Origin of the sequence: Rhodohalobacter sp. SW132 (assembly GCF_003390325.1) — a bacterium.
In the GTDB taxonomy this organism is placed as follows: domain Bacteria; phylum Bacteroidota; class Rhodothermia; order Balneolales; family Balneolaceae; genus SW132.
The window spans coordinates 170,467-187,785 of sequence record NZ_QUOK01000006.1 but is presented as its reverse complement, the minus strand read 5'-3'; the positions used below and the strand labels follow the sequence as shown (position 1 = coordinate 187,785).

General features: G+C 45.8%; 13 protein-coding genes. All 13 read right to left on the bottom strand.

The window, feature by feature from the left end; all coding sequences use genetic code 11:
• Positions 1–185: 185 nt before the first annotated feature.
• Positions 186–3,575 carry a DUF4175 family protein gene (locus DYD21_RS12945; RefSeq protein ID WP_116037415.1) on the bottom strand — a complete coding sequence of 1,130 codons (3,390 nt, stop codon included), beginning with the start codon at positions 3,573–3,575 and terminating at the stop codon, positions 186–188.
• 63 nt (positions 3,576–3,638) lie between these two features.
• Positions 3,639–4,532: an MBL fold metallo-hydrolase gene (locus DYD21_RS12940; RefSeq protein WP_116037414.1), complete on the bottom strand. Its 894-nt coding sequence runs from the start codon at positions 4,530–4,532 to the stop codon at positions 3,639–3,641.
• A 370-nt stretch (positions 4,533–4,902) separates the two neighbouring features.
• Positions 4,903–5,205 carry a cytochrome C oxidase subunit IV family protein gene (locus tag DYD21_RS12935; protein ID WP_116037413.1) on the bottom strand — a complete coding sequence of 101 codons (303 nt, stop codon included), beginning with the start codon at positions 5,203–5,205 and terminating at the stop codon, positions 4,903–4,905.
• 18 nt (positions 5,206–5,223) lie between these two features.
• Positions 5,224–5,880, bottom strand: a complete 657-nt coding sequence (locus tag DYD21_RS12930) for a cytochrome c oxidase subunit 3 family protein (RefSeq protein ID WP_116037412.1) — start codon at positions 5,878–5,880, stop codon at positions 5,224–5,226.
• Between the two features lie 15 nt (positions 5,881–5,895).
• The gene (gene ctaD / locus DYD21_RS12925) at positions 5,896–7,641 is read right to left on the bottom strand and encodes a cytochrome c oxidase subunit I (RefSeq protein WP_116037411.1); all 1,746 of its coding nucleotides are present in this window, start codon (positions 7,639–7,641) and stop codon (positions 5,896–5,898) included.
• Between the two features lie 4 nt (positions 7,642–7,645).
• A complete protein-coding gene (gene coxB / locus DYD21_RS12920; protein ID WP_116037410.1) occupies positions 7,646–8,587 on the bottom strand; it encodes a cytochrome c oxidase subunit II in 942 nt (313 codons plus the stop codon).
• On the bottom strand, positions 8,584–9,417 hold the full coding sequence (locus DYD21_RS12915; RefSeq protein ID WP_116037409.1) for an SCO family protein: 834 nt from the start codon (positions 9,415–9,417) through the stop codon (positions 8,584–8,586). The genes coxB and DYD21_RS12915 overlap by 4 nt, the downstream gene beginning before the upstream one ends.
• 12 nt (positions 9,418–9,429) lie before the next feature.
• A complete protein-coding gene (locus DYD21_RS12910) occupies positions 9,430–9,957 on the bottom strand; it encodes a helix-turn-helix domain-containing protein (protein WP_116037408.1) in 528 nt (175 codons plus the stop codon).
• Between the two features lie 24 nt (positions 9,958–9,981).
• Positions 9,982–11,181, bottom strand: coding sequence for a hypothetical protein (locus DYD21_RS12905; RefSeq protein ID WP_116037407.1), 1,200 nt, complete (start codon positions 11,179–11,181; stop codon positions 9,982–9,984).
• A gap of 23 nt (positions 11,182–11,204) precedes the next feature.
• On the bottom strand, positions 11,205–12,191 hold the full coding sequence (locus DYD21_RS12900; RefSeq protein WP_199535538.1) for a c-type cytochrome: 987 nt from the start codon (positions 12,189–12,191) through the stop codon (positions 11,205–11,207).
• A 41-nt stretch (positions 12,192–12,232) separates the two neighbouring features.
• Positions 12,233–12,793 (bottom strand): DUF3341 domain-containing protein, encoded by a 561-nt coding sequence (locus DYD21_RS12895; protein ID WP_116037406.1) that lies wholly within the window; start codon positions 12,791–12,793, stop codon positions 12,233–12,235.
• A gap of 2 nt (positions 12,794–12,795) precedes the next feature.
• Entirely contained in the window at positions 12,796–14,226 is a 1,431-nt protein-coding gene (nrfD, locus tag DYD21_RS12890) for an NrfD/PsrC family molybdoenzyme membrane anchor subunit (protein WP_116037405.1), read from the bottom strand.
• 34 nt (positions 14,227–14,260) lie between these two features.
• Positions 14,261–17,299 carry a TAT-variant-translocated molybdopterin oxidoreductase gene (locus tag DYD21_RS12885; RefSeq protein ID WP_116037404.1) on the bottom strand — a complete coding sequence of 1,013 codons (3,039 nt, stop codon included), beginning with the start codon at positions 17,297–17,299 and terminating at the stop codon, positions 14,261–14,263.
• Positions 17,300–17,319: the final 20 nt, after the last annotated feature.

Here is a 17,319-nt window from a genome sequence, read left to right as displayed (position 1 = left end):
GATGTGGTTTTAGCGATGGTTGTCGGGTTGACCCAAACATACAAAAATGAAGAGAATCGTGCCTGTGGGAAAAGGGAGAAAAGTGATGAAAAGGGAAAAGTGAAAAGTGAAAAAAGGAGGTACCGTGCTGTCAGCGTATTTGAGGGTATGATGAAATTCTTTTTATCCCATCATAACCCCGGAATTTATTGAATAGCGGCATCATCCATGCGGCGCAGCATCTCGAAATAGCGCTCAATCAGCCGCTGGTGCTCTTCGCTGAACCGGGTGTAGTTAGGGTCTTGTAATCTTGAGCGGATCTCCTGCTGGAGTTCCTCGAGAGTGAGGTCAGGCGGTAGTTCACTATCGAACGGTTCGGCAAGCTGGCCTTCGCGTTCTTCCTCCTCACCGCGCCGCTCCATCGCCTCTTCGGCGCTCAGCATCCGGGAGAGTATGTTTTGCTGGCGTTCAATCATCATCCGGTCGGTCACGCCGCCGCGCATGTCGTTAATACTGTCTTCCATCTCGTCAATCATCCGCTGGAGTTCACTCAGTGCCTGGTCGCCTTCACGCAGAGCTCCGCTTCTCTGGAGTTCTCGGAGCTGACGCCGAATTTCATTTTGCTGACGGGCCATCTCGTCCAGTCGTTCTGATTGCTCACGGCTAAGGCGATCCCCCTGCATATCATTCACCATTTCCTGAAGCTGCTGATTTAGCTGCTCCTGGTCGCCCGACATTTGCTGCATCTGTTCAATCATCTGCTGCATCGACATCCCGCCGCCACCGCCGCCATCTCCATCCTGATCCATAAGCTGTTCAATCAGGGATGCAATCGTGGAAGAGAGATCGTTTATGCCGCCCAGAGATTCCCGCGATGTGATCATAGCACTTCGCTGGTTGCGTTCAGACATCTCATCTACAGCCCGCTGGAGTGTGCGTTCAACTTCAGCTTTTTTCCGGTTGATCCGGTTGGGAACACCCGGTATCTCCGATGAGATTTGAAATATGGTATCCGCAACTGCAGAAAACTGACCCCTGACATAATTCTGCTGGCGGGCTAAATTCACAAAGCCGGCACTTCGGTTGGCGGTCTCCTGCGAATCTTTTGTGAGAAACTCCTGCGTTTCAGAAAGTTCAAGCAGCGTGTAAAGAGCCCACTGCAGGCCAAGTATATTTACCTGTAACTGCTGACCGCCCATCTCCTGGCGCATTTCCCGCATATTATCAGCCTCCTGCTGGAGTTGTTCACTGATCTGCTGTTGCTGCTGCTGCATCTGGGAGTCGGGGCTCGTTTCGCCATCCTCCATTTTGCCATCCATCTCCTGGCCGAGCTGTTCCATCTGCTCCTGAATCTCCTGAAGTCGCTCCTGGGCCTGCTCTTTCAGTTCTTTGAGCTTCTCTTCAGAACGTCTGGGAGGGTTATCATCCAGCCGCTCCAGCTGATCTGAAAGTGAATCCATATCGTCGCGGGCAGTTTCCATTTCCGATTTAAGCTGCTCAAGCGTTGCTTCAGGCTGTTCACGCATCCGTTCAGACAAATCCTGGTATTGCTGAGCCAGTTTATCCAAATCGCTGTTCATTTTAAGCTGTTTAAACAGCTCCTTGGTACGTTCAAGACGCTCTTTGTAGAGTTCCTCGTTGAAACTTACATTTTCCAGCGCCTGTTCAATCTGGTTGGGGTTCATATTCTCCATCGCTTCCCGAAGCTCGCGGAGTGCATTTTGAAGATCCGGATCATCCAGCTCTTCCATCAGCTGCTGAAGCTCCCTGTACGATTCGCGTGTTTCATCCGAAATGCTGCTGCTCTCTTCCATTTCGCGGCGAAGCTCCTCATACTGCTCTTTAAGCTGTTCAACGGTTTCGTCAATTCTCTGCTGTTGTTCCGAAACGCTTTCAAGCATCTCCTGTTCCTCGAAACCACCTTCAGGGTTTTGACGCAGCCGTTCCAGGAACCGTTCATACTCCTGTTCCATCTGTTCAAATTCGTCGGATACCTGATCGAGCTCACCCTGAACGCTTCTCTCTTTTGAATCAATCTCTTCAAAAAACTCTGCCATTGAAGGCCTTCGGATCACAACTTCCTGTGATTCACCCCATTTTCCGCCCGATACTGCATCGTTGTCGAGTGCGCGAATTCTGAATCGCACTTCATCGCGCGGCCGCAGTTCCAGCTCGGTCAAATCCCAGCTTATGCGTGTGTTTCTGCCATTTTCCGGGGTGGATAGCTGTTGAGCTCCATGCTGAGGCTCATCCACATAAGAGCGATAGATACTCCATTGAAGCTCAGCCCGCTCGATTCCGAAATCATCGGTGGCCTGGTAGAGGATATCAAGGTCCCGGGGTTCATTTTCCATGACAACTCCTGTCGGCTCCCGGATAACCACTACCGGAGGCTCATCTTCTGTCATCCGAAGAATTGTTCTGAAAGGGTTTCGGTTAGAAAGCCCGTCGTGATCTGTCATTTGAAATGTAAGCGTATCAGTAGTTTCAGGCGTAATCGTTGCGAAGTAGGTCAAACGTGAATCGCTTTCAGTCAAAGTCATCTCTAACGGTTCGCCGGATGATAGCAACTCAATCTGATCTACTTCTTTGTTCAGTTCACCTTCAAAATGGATTTCTGAACCGGGATAAAATCGCAAGGCAGAAAATGGGTATTCGTGCTCACTTTCGGGCAGATTCGTGTAGGAGGGAGGAGTGATACGTGCGATGAGATCATCAAACCGGGGCTGCACCTGCACGCTGAGGCGATACGACTCAGATCTGAATCCATCCATCACCACATGGTAACTGACGGAGCTGGAGATTTCAAATTCACGCGGCTGAAAACGGGTGCCTTCAGAGAGCTGCATGGGCCGTTCCCTGTAATTTTCCTCAACATCAGTTTTATAGAGAAACGTCACGGTCTCGGGAAGACGGTCGCCGCTGAACTCGATGGTGGGTTGAATCGATTGCCCCTGCTCGATCGTAGTATCTCCGGGGGAAATTGCGTATTGATAGGGGTTGGGCTGTTCGAAGGTTTGCCAGAAGGTCATCGTACGTTCAAAACCGTCCGGATTCTGGAAGATTGTCAACGAAAAAACTACAAGTGCCAGGAGAAGAGCACCAAACGAGCGCGTCGCAGATTTAATGGTGTGATGTCTGCCAAGATACGATTTCAGATCCCGGTTCAGTTCATCCGGTTTTACTTTTTCGAGATTTGATTCCAGTGCAGCTTCGTAAAACAGGGATTGATCTCTGTTTTGGTCTTCATACAGATCAATGGCACTCTGAATATTTTCGCCATCTTTGGGTCTTGTTTTCAGGTAGCGCTTAACAAAAACGTCGAATGAGCTGTCACTGATCTGGCGTGAAAAGAGATAGGTAATGGCTATTGAGAGAGCTAAACCGGTGAGCAGACCACCAATTTTCCAGGCTGAGGGCAGAAAGTACGCTGATTCAGCCGCCGTAATGCTTGCGAATAACAGCAAGAGAAGTGATAAAAAGATGAACGCGAGGGAGAGTATTCTTCCCCGGCCTGATTTTTTCCAGGCATTGCTCAGCAATTCTTTAATTTGTGCGGCTTTGTCGCCTGAATGTTGATCGTAATCCGGTTTCATCCGCTGAAATTTGTGAAGTTAATATCGTAGATGAACATGTGTAACCAACCAGGTGAAATTTAATTATACCAGATCACGAATACGTAAGGTTTTATCAACGGAAAATTTACCGTTTTCTTTTTGTATCGTGATTATTTCATGATTTGCGTCATGTTCGAGATAGAGGTACCAGCCATTTTCTGCGGCTTCATTCAAAAAAGGTTCTTTCTCAGTCAGTGTTTGCAGCGGATGCATATCATATCCCATCACCCAGGGCAGGGGCACGTGGGCGTATGTGGGAATCAAATCGGCAGCATAGACCAGTGAACGTTCATCATCATAAATAAACGGAAGCTGCTGGCCGATGGTATGTCCGTCGAAGGGCAACATGGAAAATCCATCCTCAAAAACATGCCTGTCATCAACAAGGTTCAGTTTGTCGTACTCTGAAATCGGCTGAATGTTCTCTTTAAGGAAGCTCGCCTTTTCCCGGGCATTCGGGTGCGTTGCTGTTTCCCAGTGCCGTTTATTCACGTGATAGATTGCGTTGCTGAACCGGTGCTCAAGATCTCCTTTGGCATTATATGTTGTTGTTCCGCCGCAATGATCAAAATGGAGATGGGTAAATACCAGGTCGGTGACATCTTCGGGCTGAACACCAATTTGATCGAGGGAACGCTCCAGATCGCTATGCTCAAAATCAAGAGAGTAGATGCTGCTCATTTTCTCATTAAACTTATCACCGCAGCCGTTATCTACAAGGTAGAGCCGATCGGTGCTTTTTGAACGTATCAGCAGACAGCGAGCAGCCATGGGAATCCGGTTTTTATCATCCGGAGTAATTTTTTTGCTCCACAAGGTTTTAGGCACAACACCAAACATAGCACCTCCATCAAGCATAAAACGGCCCGTCTCTACACTGTAGAGTTCCAGGTTTCCAATGTTAACAGGACGGATTGAAGTGGCTTGATCTGCCATGAGTCTTTAAATGAGTTTAGGATTAAACCGGGCTTTCTATATCGTTTTAAACCTGAGTTCGATTTTAAAAAATTTTAAATATGTGACTGATGCTGTCCAAAAATAAGGCGTACAACAAGGGATTTATCACAAGAACCATCAAACCAAGCCCCGGCGTAGCATCTCCTGCACGTATCAGGGATTGGAGATCCCGCATCCCCCGAAGGGATCAATCGCGGGAAAGTACTCGATGACGCCTTTTTCGGACAGTATCACATTAATTGAATTCAGAATTTAAGTAAGCATTCTCCTGTAAAATAGGGTTTAGAAGGGGATATAAAAAAAGCCGGATTCTGGTAGAATCCGGCTTTCAGGAAAACTTGTGGTTGTATTAAAAACCGGGTATCGGATCGGATCGGAAAAGTGTATCCAGCAGGGTAATTCCGATCAGAAGTATGAAAAATGCAATGGACATGATAAAAAGCAGGGTATTAAATTTGCTGTCCCACCACAGGTTCATAAAAAAGGCAACCACAATCAGAGACTTTACAACTGCAATTGCTACTGCTACAACCACGTTCCAGGGACCGGGAATTTCGATCCAGGTTACGGCAACCGTAACGAACGTGAGGAAAAAGAGAGTGATTGCTATTCCCCAAAGAAATTTAGCTGATGATATATGATGTCCGCTCATGGAAAAATAAGTTGTTGGTTAGTCAATTAAGTATAACAGTGGGAACAGGAAGATCCAGATCACGTCAACAAGGTGCCAGTAGAGGCCTGTGATCTCAACAGGAGTGTAATATTTGTTGCTGAATACTCCTTTTTTGGCTTTAGCAACGAGCCAGAGCATCAGACCGATACCGATAATGACGTGGACTCCGTGGAGGCCTGTCATCATATAGTAGATGCTGAAGAAAATGTTTGCCTGATCGTGGGCTATTCCTTCGTAGTTGTAGTAGTTACCGGGCATAATCCCTTTGGCGAACTTCTCCTGGTATTCGAAGAACTTAATCACCATAAAAACACAGGCCAGACCAATGGTAATCCAGAGATTAATAATCAGCCCTTTAATTTGGTTCAGCTGGGCAGACCGTATGGCCATGGCTACGGTAAGTGAACTACCGATCAGTACGGCGGTATTCACGGTTCCCCAGAAGGCATCAAGCTCGGTTGATGCCATAAGGTAGAGTTCGGGGTACCACGACCGGTAGACAATGTAAGCGGCGAAAAGGCCGCCAAAAAATAGGATTTCAGTTACAAGAAACACCCACATCCCCATTTTGGATGCATCGAATTGTTGATCGGAATCAACAAAATAATGTTTAACGTGTTCCTGTGTCTTATTAGCAGCAGAAGTTTCAGACATCTGTACGTTTAGAGTTTAAGCTTTTTCTGTAGCTGTTCCTGTTTCAACATCCACTTCTTTCCCTTCGTCGTGGTGTCCGTTATGAGAGTGTGCAATTCCAAGCTGGAATTCCGACATTGGCTTATGATAGTCATACGGTCCGTTGATGACAACCGGAGTATGCTCAAAATTATGGTGCGGTGCCGGCGATGGTGTTTGCCATTCAAGAGCACGGCTTCCCCATGGATTCGGCCCTGCTTTTTTGCCTCTCAGCAGGGAGTGAATCAAGTAGGCTGCCATGATAAGAAATCCAATACCTAAAACGTAGGATCCCATCGTAGAAAACTGGTGGAAGCCCTGGTACTGATCAATGTAGTTGAAATAGCGGCGAGGCATTCCCTGGGCCCCCATAATAAACTGTGGGAGGAAGGTCATGTTGAAACCGATAAAAATGATCACACATGTAATCCTTCCCCAGAACTCACTGTACATTTTTCCGAACATTTTGGGCCACCAGTAGTGAACGCCTGCGAGAAATGCCATAACCATTCCACCCATCATTACATAGTGAAAGTGGGCGACAACGTAATATGTATCGTGAAGGTGAATGTCTACAACCAGTGCACCCAGCATGATTCCTGTAAATCCTCCAATCGTAAAGAGGAAGAGGAAGACCATGGCGTAGAGCATCGGGGTTTTCATATCGATTGACCCCTTATACATTGTGGCAAGCCAGTTGAAGATCTTAATACCGGTTGGTATACCTACCAGGAATGTGAGGAATGAGAACACCATGTTTGCCAGGGAAGATTGACCGGCTGTGAACATGTGATGGCCCCAAACCAGGAAACCGATAAATGCAATTGCCAGTGATGAGAGTGCAATAGCCCAGTATCCAAAAATCGTTTTCCGGGAAAAAGTGGATATAACTTCAGATATCACACCGAAGCCGGGAACAATCATAATATATACGGCAGGGTGTGAATAAAACCAGAAAAAGTGCTGGAACAGAACCGGATCACCACCCATGGCCGGGTCAAAAATTCCAATTCCGAGAGCCCTCTCCATTGTAAGCAAGAGAACGGTGATGGCAAGCACAGGAGTTGCAAGAATCTGAATAATACTGGTCGCGTAAAGTGCCCACATCATCAGCGGCAGTTTGTTCCAGGTCATCCCCGGTGCGCGCATCTTATGAATGGTAACAATAAAGTTAACACCGGTTAATATACTCGAGAATCCAAGTATAAAAATTCCCAGCGTCATCATGATGATATTTCCGCCGGTTTCGATGCTGAAGGGAGTGTAGAACGTCCAGCCGGTATCCACACCACCGGTAAAAATCGCGATCAGTGTAAATATGGCACCAATAGCATAGATATAGAAACTTGCGAGGTTAAGCCTGGGGAAGGCTACATCTTTTGCTCCAAGCTGCAACGGCAGAATAAAGTTTCCGAGCGCTGCCGGTACAGACGGCACAAGGAAGAAGAAAATCATAATTGCCCCGTGCAGAGTAAAAATCTGGTTGTAGACGTCTGCATCCATAAAAGACCGGGCAGGCGTTAACAATTCTGTACGAAGGAGGAGTGCCAGGATACCGCCAATCAAAAAGAAAAAGGTGATGGATCCAAGATACATCAGCCCTATTTTCTTATGGTCAACAGTGGTTAGCCATGCCCAGATACCTTTTTCGGCATTCAGGTAGTGGTGCTCCGGATTTTCTTCCGGCTTGAACCGCTTGACATTAATCTTAACTATGTTTTGAGGTGTTTCAGATTTAGGCATATTCTTATTCTAATGATTTGATATACTCAATAATATCGTCGATCTGGCGATCACTGATGACTCCCTGGTAGGAAGGCATCACCGGGTCGTAGCCTTCTGTAATTTTTTCATTTGGTTCAAGGATACTTTCACGGATGTAATTTTCATCAGCTGTAATTACTTCCCCGTCCTGCATGGTTCGGTCACTCATCCAGAGTCCCTCGAAAGAAGGGCCAACTCCGCTTGTACCGTCAGCAGAGTGGCATGCTGTACATCCATTACGTGTAACAAGAGCTTCACCACGCTCAGCGGGCGGCATATCTTCATCGATTGAGTCACCTTCTTCAAGCCAGGTGTCAAACTCTTCCTGGGTTAGAATATTTACAGTGGCGTCCATGTTGGAGTGCTGGGTTCCGCAGTATTCAGTGCAGAAAATAATAGACTCACCTATCTCAGTGGCTTCAAACCACACGCTGGTATAGCGGTTTGGCAGTACATCACGCTTGATTCTGAAATCCGGTATGAAAAAGGAGTGAATGACATCATCGGAGTTCATCACAAGTTTTACCGGGCGGTTAACAGGAGCGTTGAGCTCATTAATACTTACTGCACCGTTATCATAATGAAATTCCCATAACCAGCTCTTTCCAACAACACGAATTTCGTAGGCATCATCGGGAGCTGTGGTGAGATTCATGTACCCGGTGAATCCCCATCCAAAGACGATCATTACCAAAATAAGGGGAATGACGGACCAGGTAATTTCAAGTTTACTATTGTGGGTGATAACCGGCGTTACATCATCATCGGACCTTCTGCGATATTTCCAGGAGAAATAGATAATCGCAATGGTGATACCGGTTAGGAGAATGATGCTGGTAACATTTATGAAATGAAACAATGCATCCGTTTCCCCGGCCATGGTACTCCGGGCCGGTGGGAGCATGAATTCGGTAAGTCTATTCATTTCTGAAATTCAATTTTAGGTGGTTGTGAAGAACCGCTGTTGCGCCTCCATAAAATAGTTAGAAATATACCCAGAATCAGCATGGTAGCCAAGCCGCCAAGTTTCATTATGTTGACCGCAACGGGCACATAACTTTGCGAGGATGGATCGTAGGTAAAACAGTATAAAACAGCTCTTTCGAGGGTAGAACCGATCTTTCCGTCGGCAGCTTCGTAGAGCGCGTTCCGAAGATCAAATTCACTCATGTTCAGTCCGTAAAGGTAACGGGTAATTTTACCTTCAGGGCTTATCATCATAATACTTGCCAGGTGAAGGTATTCACCTGTCTTTTCATCATATTTGTATTTAAAACCAACTGCTTCTGAAAGTGCAGTAATGGCTTCTTCAGACCCGGTTAAAAAGTGCCATCCTTCATCTGCACCTCTGCGTTCGAGGTCAGCCATAATTTCAGCTTTTGACTCGGCAGCAAGTTCAGAGGTTTCTTTAGGATCGATACTATATGAAATAATGGTGTACTCACTCCCGGGACTCCATGCGAGATCGTGTACTACGTTAAATACCGCATCGAGTACGATACCGCATAAAGTAGGGCAGTCGTAATAAAGTGGGTTCAGTAAAACCGGTTTGCCATCTTCCATTAACTCTGCGATGGTTACGGAATCGCCTTCAGAAGTGGCGAATGTAAGATCCATTGGGATGTAATCTCCCAGTTTTTCTTCAACACCAACATCTTCAAGTATTGCCGGTTTTTCTCTGTTGAGCTGACCATAGGCCAAATCTGCAACAAAAAACACTGAAACCACAATGATCAGGTTCAGTGTGTGTTTCATAATATTTTACTTCTATTCAGTATCCTGAGCTAAACGTGTAATCGCACTGTCTATAGGTATGCGATAGATATTTTCATCAAGGTCAACTACTCCAAAAGAGTTCAAATGGGCACTATCTTGTTCTCGTTGTTGCTCAATTTCATAAAAGTGGCTTCGATCAGCACTTTGCTGGCCCATACCCTGGTATGTATATTCATAAACAAAAAATATAGCTACGATGAACAACACTATAACAGTAGTTCCAAAAGCCGACCAAAAGAAAAGTGTACGATAATTCAGATTATCAGGTGTAGCTCCGAATTCGTAATCGTCTGCGAACTCTTTTGTAACCTGTAAATCTACATTCTCCTGGTCTTCTACGTGATCTTTTTTGGGCTCAACATATGTTACATCTTTTTCACGTATCCATGTTTCGAGAAGTTCAACATCCAGATCGTACTTTTCAGCAACTTCTTTAACATGCTCCTTATCGCCATCTAATGCTTCTTCAAGAATTCTTGTCTTCTCTTCAGCTCTAAGTTCTTTTGGATCTGTACTCATGGGAGTTATCTAAAAATCAAAAAGTTATTGGTGATAGTGCTTATTTAACGATTCCGGCAGTGTGGGGTCGTTCACCGGTACGATGTTATTTTTTTTCAACGTGCTGAAAAAGAGCCCCATGAAAATTCCGCCTAATCCGATCAGTGTGGTAATATCGAGCCAGCTAATGGAGATGCCGCTGGCATGCAGAACCGGCATTACAATCCAGTGCATTTCAATTAAATGCATGACAATGATCAGCACGGAAGTAAATATTAGCAATTTTTTATTGTGTTTTCGGTCCCGGTTCAACAGTAGTACAAACGGAATGAGGAACCGGCATATTATCAAACTGTATGTGATATATGCCCAGCTTCCTTCAAGTCTGAAATAGAACCAGAGGGTTTCTTCAGGAATATTGGCGTAGTATTGCAGAAGAAACTGACAGAATGCGATATATGCATAGAATACGGTAAATCCAAAGAACCATGCGCCAAGATCATATATATGCGCCTGAGTGACCGTGTTTTTAAGAATCCCATTTTTATGCATCCAAAATACAAACAGGATAAGTACCGGAAACAGCGCCTGGAAACTCATCGCAAAGAAGTAAACCGGAAACATGGTTGAGAACCAGTGAGCATCGAGAGACATCAGCCAGTCGAAACTTGCAAAGGCCAGGGTTAGTGAAAAAATGAGAATTCCGGGTGCACTGATTTTTCTGAGTAGAACGGTCAGTCCCCAGTCATTCGTTCGGTCCATCTCAACTGAAACTTTGTGTAGTCTGTATCCAAAATAGCCCCAAACCCCGAAGTAAATAATCTGGCGAATAACAAAGAATGGTTCATTCAGATATGGTACTTTGCCCAGCATAATCGGGTCGTCCAATACATACTCCGTATTTGTCCACTGGTAAAGGCTGGACATACCAAGTAAAATAGGAATAAAGAAAATCCCCCAAATCCAGATATTGGCTGAAAAAACCTCAGGTATTCTTCGGATAACGGTTCCCCAGGAGGATTTTGTGATATGATGTATCATCACCAAAATCATGGAGGCCAGTGCAATACTGGTAAAAAAGGAATAGCTGGTCAGATAGGAGTAGAAAAACTGCTCTGAGTTCAGAAAATAGCCGACACCGCTTGCAATTAATCCCACAACACCTAAACCGTAAAAGGTTTTTGTGAGATCTACCTGGGCCGGTAGCTGAACAGAATCTGTTAATTTTGGACTGTTTGAAGCCATTGAATAAGGTCTTTCGCTGTTCTTTAGTTATCTGATTGTGCTTTAATAAATTCCACAAGCGACTGCAGTTCACTTTCTGAGAGATAGTCGTAGGCCGGCATTACGTCGTTGTAGCCTTCAACTATTTTTTCACTTGGGTATACAATTGATTCTATGAGATATTCTTCATCAGCTACTACTGATGTACCATCTTCTAAATTTCTTTCACTGTTATAAAGTCCTGCAAATGTGGGACCTACGAGGTCTGTGCCATCAAGGGAGTGGCAGGTATGGCAGGCATAGGCGGTGTAGTGTCGCTCACCTCGTTCTGCTGAAACTTCTTCTTCACCTGCAGCAGCCGCAGCAGCTTCAGCCCGAGCTTCCTGGCGGGCTCTTTCTTCTTCGTATTCAGCCTGAAGCTGGGCAATATCGACATCATACTCTTCAATTTCATCGAGAGGTACGTTCTGGCTGCGCTGCAGTGCGCGAATATAGGCCACAATTGCCCATCGGTCTTCTACTTTAATTTGAGTGTTATATGCCGGCATGTTCCGAATACCGTTCGCGATGGCAGAGTAAATTTCACCGTCGGTCATTTCATAACTTGCACTTCGATGAAAAGTGGGGGCAGGTACATATCCATACTGGCCAGTCATGATGATTCCCTGACCGTCCCCGGTGGCACCGTGGCACGTGGCGCAAAAAATATCATACCGATCTTTACCGCGATACATGAACGATCGAGTGACATCCATCGGGTTTTCGGTAACATAATCGCCGTTTTCGTTCACACCTTCGAACAGGGCCGTATCATGGCGTAATCCTCCGCGTGAAACCGTTCCTTCAACCGGCGGACGCATGGCCATATTATTTTCAAAAAAAGGATTTTCCTGCTGGGCATTAAACCGCTCCTGAAACTGCATGTTTTGTTGCGGGCTGATAGGGGGCTTATCCGTTGTTTGTCCCCGGCATGCCATAAGCAGCAACGACAAAAGAACAAGCGATGCGATATGTGTAATTGACAATCTCATAATTTTAAAAAGGTCTTCTTAGTAAAAATAATCGGTTTAAATCAAGAGTCATCACGGATCTCTTCGATATTGGTGGCTCCGGCATCAGCAAGCAATTTACTTACTTTTTCAGGTTCAAATTGAGGATCGTCAGCCTCAATGCAGATAAAAAAGCCGTCATCGGTGGCTTTTTTAAAGTTTTCAGATGTAAATAGCGGATGATTTAGCTTGGGGAGGCCGTTCAGGAAAAACATGCCAAATACAGCACCAAAAGCTGAAAGTAATATGGTAAGTTCAAATATTACCGGGATCCAGGCCGGAATGTTAAGAAGAGGCTTCCCTCCAATGATCAGTGGGTAATCAACAACCATCATGTAGTAGATCATGGCAAAAGCACCTGTAAACCCGACAATGCCGTGACCAAATACAATCCAGCCGAGTTTAGACTTTGGAAGGCTCATAGCCTTGTCCATGCCGTGTATTGGAAACGGGCTGAAGGTATCGAATTTTTTGTAGCCGCTTTTGTTCACGGTACGGGCGATATCGATCAATTCTTTTGGATTTCTGACCTCAGCCAGGATACCATATACTTTTTCATTGTCATTTGAAGATTCAGTACTCATATCTATACGGATTCTTTATTGGGTTCAGGAATCTCAATCTGTTTTGGTGCATAATCACCGGTTTCAGAATCGTAATTGTGCGGATCTGCTTCCGGCATAGCCCCTTTTAGTTCAGCAACAGCAACCATAGGGAGGAACCGGAGAAAAAGCAGGAAGTTGGTAAAAAAGAGTCCAAATGTACCAACATAGGTCAGTACGTCCCAGATGGTTGGGGAGTAATAGCCCCAGGATGAGGGGAGATAATCAGTTGAAAGCGATGTAACGGTAATTACAAACCGTTCGAACCACATTCCTATATTTACAATAATAGAGATAATAAACGTGAACGTAACATTTCGTCTTAATTTCTTAGACCAGAAAAACTGTGGGGATAGTACGTTACAGGCAATCATAATCCAGTATGCCCACGCATATGGCCCTGTAGCCCGGATAATAAAGATCGCTTTTTCATATTCAACTTGTCCATACCAGGCGATGAAGAACTCCATAATGTAAGCAAAGCCAACCATCGAACCGGTAACAAGAATAATAAGGTTCATTTTTTCGATGTGGTCATCCGTCATCACATCTTCAAGGCCGTAAATTTTACGGCAGATGATCATCAGGGTAAGCACCATGGCAAATCCTGAGAAAACCGCACCGGCAACAAAGTACGGAGGGAAAATGGTTGTATGCCAGCCTGGAATGATGGAGACGGCAAAGTCAAAAGAAACAATGGTGTGTACTGAGAGAACAAGCGGTGTGGCAAGGCCGGCAAGGATCATATACGATTTCTCGTAATTCCACCAGTGGCGGTTACTTCCTCTCCATCCAAGTGCGCCGATACCGTAAATTATTTTCCCGAATTTACTTTTCACCCGGTCACGCAGAGTTGCGAGATCCGGAACGAGACCTACATACCAGAACAGAAGGGATACGGTAAAATAGGTTGATACTGCAAATACATCCCAAAGCAGGGGAGAGTTAAAGTTAGGCCACATTGCCATGGAGTTAGGAACCGGAAACACCCAGTAGATCACCCAAATACGGCCAACGTGAATTGCCGGAAAGATACCGGCACACATAACGGCAAAAATTGTCATCGCTTCCGCAAAACGGTTAATTGCCGTTCTCCATCCCTGGCGAAACAGAAACAGGATCGCTGAGATCAGGGTTCCGGCGTGACCAATACCTACCCACCATACAAAGTTAATGATGGCCCAACCCCATCCAACAGGCTGATTCAATCCCCAAATACCGGTTCCTTCCCAGATCAGGTAGGCGATTGCAAATAACAGGACAAACAACAGGATATTCGAGAGACCGAACGCCACATACCAAAGCGGGGGCGTGGGTCTCATGTTAATATCCGTGATGAGGGAGGTGATACTGCTAAAATCGTGATTCCCCTTCACCAAAGCCGGTTCAGGAACGTATTCGTACGTTTTGCTCATGTTGTATTCGTTGCGATTAATATAACGTTTTGAATTAGGCTAATTCAGAATTTGTGTTATGCAATTTTCCTAAATAGGAGGTCCGCGGGCGTACGTTTATCTCTTCGAGCATCACGTAGTTACGCTCGTTCATTTTGTTTTGAGATACAACGCTTTCACGATCTGTCAGGTCGCCAAAACTAATGGCATCAGAAGGGCATGCCTGCTGGCAAGCCGTTTTGACAGTGCCATCGGCGGGCTTTCTTGATCCGGTATTGATTCTTGAATTGATTTTGGCCCGGTTAACCCGCTGTACGCAGTAACTGCATTTCTCCATCACTCCGCGGAAACGGATTGTAACTTCGGGGTTCATAGCCATTTGGATCACTTCGGGATCGTCGCCGGTGGTTAAATATTCTTTAGTGTAGTTGAAAAAGTTAAATCGGCGAACTTTAAACGGACAGTTGTTAGCACAGTACCGGGTTCCGATACAGCGGTTATAGGTCATCTGGTTCATCCCATCTTCACTGTGAACTGTTGCTGCTACCGGGCACACTTCTTCACATGGCGCAAGTTCGCAATGCATACATGGAACGGGCTGATGATACACTTTTGGATTATCCCGGTCACCTTCAAAATAACGGTCCGTTCTGATCCAGTGCATGGCACGTCTTCGGCCGACTTCCCGCTTACCTACCACGGGAATGTTGTTCTCTGCCTGACAGGCAATGGTGCAAACTCCGCAGCCAAAACATGCATTCAGATCAATAGCCATGCCCCATTGAGGCTGGTGATCAGGGCCATATTGTTCTGTAAAAAGAGATATAGGTCCTCTGTCGTCTCCTTTAGCACGGGCTTCTTTCATCCCGGGAACTTCAAACCCATGGAAACTTTCGAAAGATGAGAATTCAGGATTCTCCCGGTACTCTTCGAGCGAAGCGGACCGTACCATATCTCTGCCTTCGAGATTGTGATGATCCTGCACACAGGCTACTTCATACTTCTGACCGGTAGCTTCAACTTCTGCATTTCGGTAAAGCATTGCGTCGGTTGTTCGGAGAGGGTAGGTATTCACACCCACACCGTCGGCTACACGCCCAATATTTTGTCTTCCATAACCGGTATAAAGTGTAATGGAGTTATCCGCATGGCCGGGCTGAATCCAGGCGGCAATTTCGATGGTTTCACCGGCTGCAGATATTCGAACAACAGGTACATCATTGCTGCGAAAACTTCTTTCAGGGCTGATACCAATCGATTCTGCCGTGGCAGGACTCATCAGTGCCACGTTGTCCCAGGTGATTTTCGTCATCGGATCAGGCAGTTCCTGCAGCCAGCTGTTATTGGCGTATCGACCGTCGAAAATTGTCGGGTCTGCTTTTAATGTGATTTCAATATCATTCTGGGAGGAAATCTCAAGATCAGCTTCAAATTCAGATACAAAATTACCTTGCAGAGCAACAGATGCCGATTCAAATCCGGTTCCCTCTTCAATTCCATCGTGGAGAACCTGCTCCCAATAGTGGGTGAAGTTGCCGTTCGAATACTCTTGCCAGGTTTCCTGAACGAGATCATATCCGGACCCGCTTTCTCCGTTAATAATGGTGTGTAAAAATTCAATTTCACTCACACCATTGAATAGAGGAAGTATCTGTGGCTGAATAATCGATCGCTCACCTGTGTAAGAAAATCCATCACCCCAGGCTTCAAGAAAATGAGCCCGGTTGATATGCCAGTCGCAGAGGCGGGATGTCTCATCTATATAATTAGAGAGATGAATTTTGGTATCGATATTTGCAAGAGCTTCTTCAAACTGTAGGTCTGCGGGCGCAGTGAAAACCGGGTTTGCTCCAATAATGACTACACTATCGTATACACCTGCAGAAGCTTCGGATACAGCCTCGGCAAATGCGGTTTGTGAATTTTCAGATTCCTGAAACGGAACTCTGTGGTAGGTTACCGTTTCCCCGGTATTATCAAGTGCCTGGTTGATGGCGGCAACTGTTGCGTGTACAGCTGGTTTATGGCTGGCGCCGGCAGTTACGATAGATGAGCCCCGGTTTGACAGGAGTTCACCTGCAAGCACATCAATCCACTCGTGTCCGCTGAGTTGATTTGTGTGGCCGGCATAACCTGAAAGTATGGAAAGGTCATTCGAGAGACGTGCAGCCAGTGCATAAATCATCGCCTCAACTTCAGAAGTCTTCAGTCGAAGTCTGTGATCGGCATATGAACCGGTGATCGTGTAAGAGTTTTCAATGGAGTAGAGACGTGACATCTCATCATCCGTACTTCGTACATTCCTGCCCATGGTGAGGCGGCGCGCATTTTCTACGCTGTTTTTGTCCTCCGATGGGGTCATAAAATCATCATCAAACGAAACAACAAGATCAGCTTCATCAAAATGGTTTACCGTACGAAGGCGCTGCCCGAATGCAAGTTGAGCACCTTCCACGCGGTTGTTATCACCAAATGCTTCATAGGTGACCCACCGGGCGTTTGGAAATCGGTCAAGAGCATTACTCTTCAACCTGTTATAGGTAGGTGAAGAATTGGCTTCGCTGATAAAAAGAATATTTCGGCCGGTATCTTCAAAATGTGATTCGGCAAAAGTAACAAATGCATCAAAATCAGTTGACTGATCGTTATGGCGCGGGGAGCGTGACCTGTCGGGATCATACATTCCCAGCAGTTCAGCCTGATGGTAAATACTTGTTTTCCCACGGCTTGAAGGATGATCTTCGTTTCCTTCGAGTTTTGTGGGACGCCCTTCATTATTGGTCACCAGCAGACCGGTAACGGCGTCCTGAAATGGCATACTTGTAGCGTAAAAATCAGGAACACCCAGAACTTTGTCTTCAGGCTGTTGTGAATATGGAAGAATTTTTTGAACCGGTTTCCGGCAGGATGCAAAACCGGCCAGTGCGATGGAAGCGCCCATTACCCGCAGAAAACTTCTCCGTGAAACCTGGTCGGTTAATTCAGATGCATCTTCAGGAAACTCGCGTTCAGCATACTTTTTGTATTCCTTATTCTTTGCGAGTTCGTTGAGGCTTTTCCAGTAAGTGTTTTCTTTGGTTTGTTGATCACTCATTCTCTGTGGAAAAATTAAAT

Excerpts from the sequence above, each read along its gene's own strand:
- DYD21_RS12945 (WP_116037415.1), bottom strand. The coding sequence starts at position 3,575 with ATGAAACCGGATTACGATCAACATTCAGGCGACAAAGCCGCACAAATT.
- DYD21_RS12940 (WP_116037414.1), bottom strand. The coding sequence starts at position 4,532 with ATGGCAGATCAAGCCACTTCAATCCGTCCTGTTAACATTGGAAACCTG.
- DYD21_RS12935 (WP_116037413.1), bottom strand. The coding sequence starts at position 5,205 with ATGAGCGGACATCATATATCATCAGCTAAATTTCTTTGGGGAATAGCA.
- DYD21_RS12930 (WP_116037412.1), bottom strand. The coding sequence starts at position 5,880 with ATGTCTGAAACTTCTGCTGCTAATAAGACACAGGAACACGTTAAACAT.
- ctaD (WP_116037411.1), bottom strand. The coding sequence starts at position 7,641 with ATGCCTAAATCTGAAACACCTCAAAACATAGTTAAGATTAATGTCAAG.
- coxB (WP_116037410.1), bottom strand. The coding sequence starts at position 8,587 with ATGAATAGACTTACCGAATTCATGCTCCCACCGGCCCGGAGTACCATG.
- DYD21_RS12915 (WP_116037409.1), bottom strand. The coding sequence starts at position 9,417 with ATGAAACACACACTGAACCTGATCATTGTGGTTTCAGTGTTTTTTGTT.
- DYD21_RS12910 (WP_116037408.1), bottom strand. The coding sequence starts at position 9,957 with ATGAGTACAGATCCAAAAGAACTTAGAGCTGAAGAGAAGACAAGAATT.
- DYD21_RS12905 (WP_116037407.1), bottom strand. The coding sequence starts at position 11,181 with ATGGCTTCAAACAGTCCAAAATTAACAGATTCTGTTCAGCTACCGGCC.
- DYD21_RS12900 (WP_199535538.1), bottom strand. The coding sequence starts at position 12,191 with ATGAGATTGTCAATTACACATATCGCATCGCTTGTTCTTTTGTCGTTG.
- DYD21_RS12895 (WP_116037406.1), bottom strand. The coding sequence starts at position 12,793 with ATGAGTACTGAATCTTCAAATGACAATGAAAAAGTATATGGTATCCTG.
- nrfD (WP_116037405.1), bottom strand. The coding sequence starts at position 14,226 with ATGAGCAAAACGTACGAATACGTTCCTGAACCGGCTTTGGTGAAGGGG.
- DYD21_RS12885 (WP_116037404.1), bottom strand. The coding sequence starts at position 17,299 with ATGAGTGATCAACAAACCAAAGAAAACACTTACTGGAAAAGCCTCAAC.